Source organism: Labrenzia sp. OB1 (assembly GCF_001624695.1).
Classification (GTDB): domain Bacteria; phylum Pseudomonadota; class Alphaproteobacteria; order Rhizobiales; family Stappiaceae; genus Roseibium.
In genome coordinates this window covers 1-2,948 of sequence record NZ_JSEP01000065.1, presented here as the reverse complement: position 1 = coordinate 2,948, position 2,948 = coordinate 1, and the positions used below count along the sequence as shown (strand labels likewise).

Sequence of the window (2,948 nt, the reverse complement as noted above, 5' to 3'; positions counted from 1 at the left end):
CTGGAGCGGGAGAACCGTGAGCTTCGTCAGGCCAACGAGATCCTGCGCAAGGCGTCTGCGTATTTTGCCCAGGCGGAGCTCGACCGCCCACTGAAGCGATGATTGCCTTCATCGAAGAACACCGAGGTGTGTTTGGGATCGAGCCGATTTGCAGGCTGCTGCCGATTGCCCCATCGACCTATTACGAGAACATCGCCAAGCGTGAGGACGTGGACAGGCTTTCAGTCCGCGCCCGTCGCGATACCGCTCTGAAGGTCGAGATCCGCCGTGTCTTCGAGGAGAACTTCCGGGTCTATGGCCCGCACCCTTGGGGCGACGATGGTTCCGCCAACGCCGGACCAGTTCTTGACCTTGAGGGCTCTTTCGGCCGCTCTGAAGGGCGAGGGTAGGCCAATGGCTGAACAGGCCTCGTGGATGGCACGGGGATTGATCGGGCTCTACCGGGCCTCGGACCTGCACGACCCGAAGACGTTCGCGGCTGGCATGTCTGCGGTGTTCCAGAGCTATCCGGTTGAAGCCGGGCTGATCGCGGCATGTCCGGTCAACGGCATCCCGAAGGGTCGCAAATTCGCCCCGGCCATCGCTGAGGTTCACGAGTTCCTGCAAGAGTTGGTCGATGAGGCGGGGGAGTTTCAGCGGCGACTGATGGACTTCGGCGTCTGCGGCCCGCGGATCGTGTTCAAGGCCAATGACCCGGTGAAGTACGACGCGGTTTTGAAACTCCACCAGCAACGGCGGAAAGGGTTCCAGGACTTGGAGCTGCCGTTCATCTGCTACGCGCCGGACATGGAAGATCGGATAAGCCAGACCATCGCATTCTGGAAGTCGATAGGTCAGGCGTAAAGCGCTGCCAGAACAAAACAAAAACAAGAATGGGGCAAAGACAATGGATCACCTCAAAGAGCAGATAGAAGAAGCCCAGAGGCAGGTTGAAATCCGCAAGAGAGCGGCAGCCAGGCCGAATGCGACGATTGAAGATGAGTTGCGCCTGCAGTGCGCGAGAAACTGGCTCCTGACGCTGGAAAATCGCGTCCTGAGCAAGATCGTGCGGCTCCATAAGAAGTCCGCGCGAGGGCAGGCAGCACAGGCGCCAGTGGCCAAACCCCGTAGTGCAAAAGACAGAGCAGAAGCAGCCTTCGCATCGCTGCAGAAAGTAGGTTCCTGATGGCTTCCGGAGGACATGTAGACCGTATCGCCGCCGAGTTCGGTGTGCACTTCGTGGACCACACGATTAAACCGCGTGGACGGCACGAAAGCCGCGCCCGGCGAACCTGCCAAACGATCCTGAAGAAACACGGGCCAGAGCACTTGCGGCTTGTGTTTGGGCTGATCAACACGACGAAGAACCGGGGGAACTGGCAGGCGGCCTGCTTCACGGCTGTGTCCAGGCTGGTGCTAAACAAGCCCGATCTTTTGAAGCGAGCGGACTTTCTGGACCTGTTCGACCGGATCGATCTGGACGAGCTACTGAAGAGCGCCAAACAGGCAAACGCCTCGGCCCCGACCGTTACCACGGCAGTTCTGCTGGCCTACGAAGTCAATCGGCTGATAGCACAACAAGAGGCGAAGGAGGCTGCTTGATCTGAGGCAAGCCTTGAGGTGAGGGGGGCAATGCTGAAGTGCGAAGCCGACATTGGCCGATAGTGCTCACGTTGGCGCTTCCCGGCCCGGAGCTGACCTTGACCCTGAGGTCCGATGCCGAATCGCAGCTTCACCGAAGTGAACTGTGAGACGGTCATAGACCACCAAGAGAATATCGCCTAGATTTCCGAATAATACGAACTTCTTGAGGGCTTTCACATTGACCGCAGATCAGATCGAACAAGACGCCGACATGGAGTTCGACATTGACAACGAAGACAATGAGCATTTCGTCAGTTTCGACCTGAACATCTATCCATCCGACTATACGTTGAAGGGCCTTGCGGATATGTGGAATGACGGTGACATAGAAGTTCCTGATTTCCAAAGAAATTTCGTATGGTCGATTAAGCAATCATCGCTACTGATCGAATCATTCCTACTCGGTCTACCCGTACCCCAAGTGTTCTTTTACGTGGGGGATGATGAAAAGCGATTGGTCATCGACGGATTGCAGCGTGTGTCGTCTATAGTATTCTTTTTCGATGGGTATTTTGGCGCAGAAAATGCGCAGGGACGGCGCCAAGTATTTCGACTCACGGGGCTGGATGAGAAGAGCCCATACGCGAAAAAGCGGTTCGTAGACCTGTCCGACGAAGAGCAGAGGAAGCTTCGAAACACAGTCATGCGAGTGGTCAATATTAAGCAGTTAGCTCCGTCAGACGACGATACAAGCATGTACTACGTGTTTGAGCGCTTGAACACCGGAGGTACTCCCCTGCGCCCACAAGAAATCAGAAATTGTGTGTTCTCCGGTGATCTCGTCAAAGAGTTAAGAGAACTAAACGATCTCCCGGAGTGGCGTGCTGTTATTGGACGGCAAAAACCAGAGAAGCATCAGAGAGATGTCGAGATACTGTTGCGCACTTTTTCGATTTTCGATTCTGGCAACGATTATGAGAAGCCCATGAAAAGCTTCTTAAACAAGGTAATGGCAGAAAACAGAACAGCAAAAACAAAATCGTTCAGAGACTTTAAATCTGCATTTCCCATTGTGACGAAAGAGCTCCTAAGAGCCTGATTTAAAAGTAGTTGAGTGATATCAAAGGGTTGTGATTCAACCGTCTTTGTCGAGAAGATGGAGGATCGAATGCCCTGGGATGATATCACTCGCAAACAGCATAACCGGGACGATCTGCGTTATCCAACTGATTTGATGGATCGGGAATGGGCGATTTTGGCGCCGCTGATCCCTCCGGCCAAATCCGGCGGTCGGCCACGCAAGACCGACATGCGAGAGGTGGTGAACGCGGTCCTTTATATCGCGGGCAGCGGCTGTCAGTGGCGGGCACTGCCGAAGGACTTTC

The 2,948-nt window shown here is 54.9% G+C and carries 5 protein-coding genes, 1 pseudogene and 1 other annotated feature; all 6 genes and pseudogenes read left to right on the top strand.

The genetic code is table 11. The annotated features are described in order from the left end of the window. Positions 1-299 (top strand): annotated as a pseudogene (locus tag OA90_RS27505) (IS3 family transposase); the annotation flags it as partial. Beyond that, positions 57-173, top strand: a sequence feature (AL1L pseudoknot). Its footprint overlaps the pseudogene before it by 117 nt. Positions 300-393: 94 nt before the next feature. Further along, the gene (locus tag OA90_RS27500) at positions 394-843 is read left to right on the top strand and encodes a hypothetical protein (RefSeq protein WP_068420215.1); all 450 of its coding nucleotides are present in this window, start codon (positions 394-396) and stop codon (positions 841-843) included. A 43-nt stretch (positions 844-886) separates the two neighbouring features. Further along, on the top strand, positions 887-1,165 hold the full coding sequence (locus tag OA90_RS27495; RefSeq protein WP_068420212.1) for a hypothetical protein: 279 nt from the start codon (positions 887-889) through the stop codon (positions 1,163-1,165). Continuing rightward, positions 1,165-1,581, top strand: a complete 417-nt coding sequence (locus OA90_RS27490) for a hypothetical protein (protein ID WP_068420210.1) — start codon at positions 1,165-1,167, stop codon at positions 1,579-1,581. The genes OA90_RS27495 and OA90_RS27490 overlap by 1 nt, the downstream gene beginning before the upstream one ends. Before the next feature lie 220 nt (positions 1,582-1,801). Beyond that, the gene (locus OA90_RS27485; RefSeq protein WP_068420207.1) at positions 1,802-2,662 is read left to right on the top strand and encodes a DUF262 domain-containing protein; all 861 of its coding nucleotides are present in this window, start codon (positions 1,802-1,804) and stop codon (positions 2,660-2,662) included. A gap of 69 nt (positions 2,663-2,731) precedes the next feature. After that, a partial coding sequence (locus OA90_RS27480) for a transposase (protein ID WP_156510582.1) occupies positions 2,732-2,948 on the top strand: 217 nt, incomplete at its 3' end.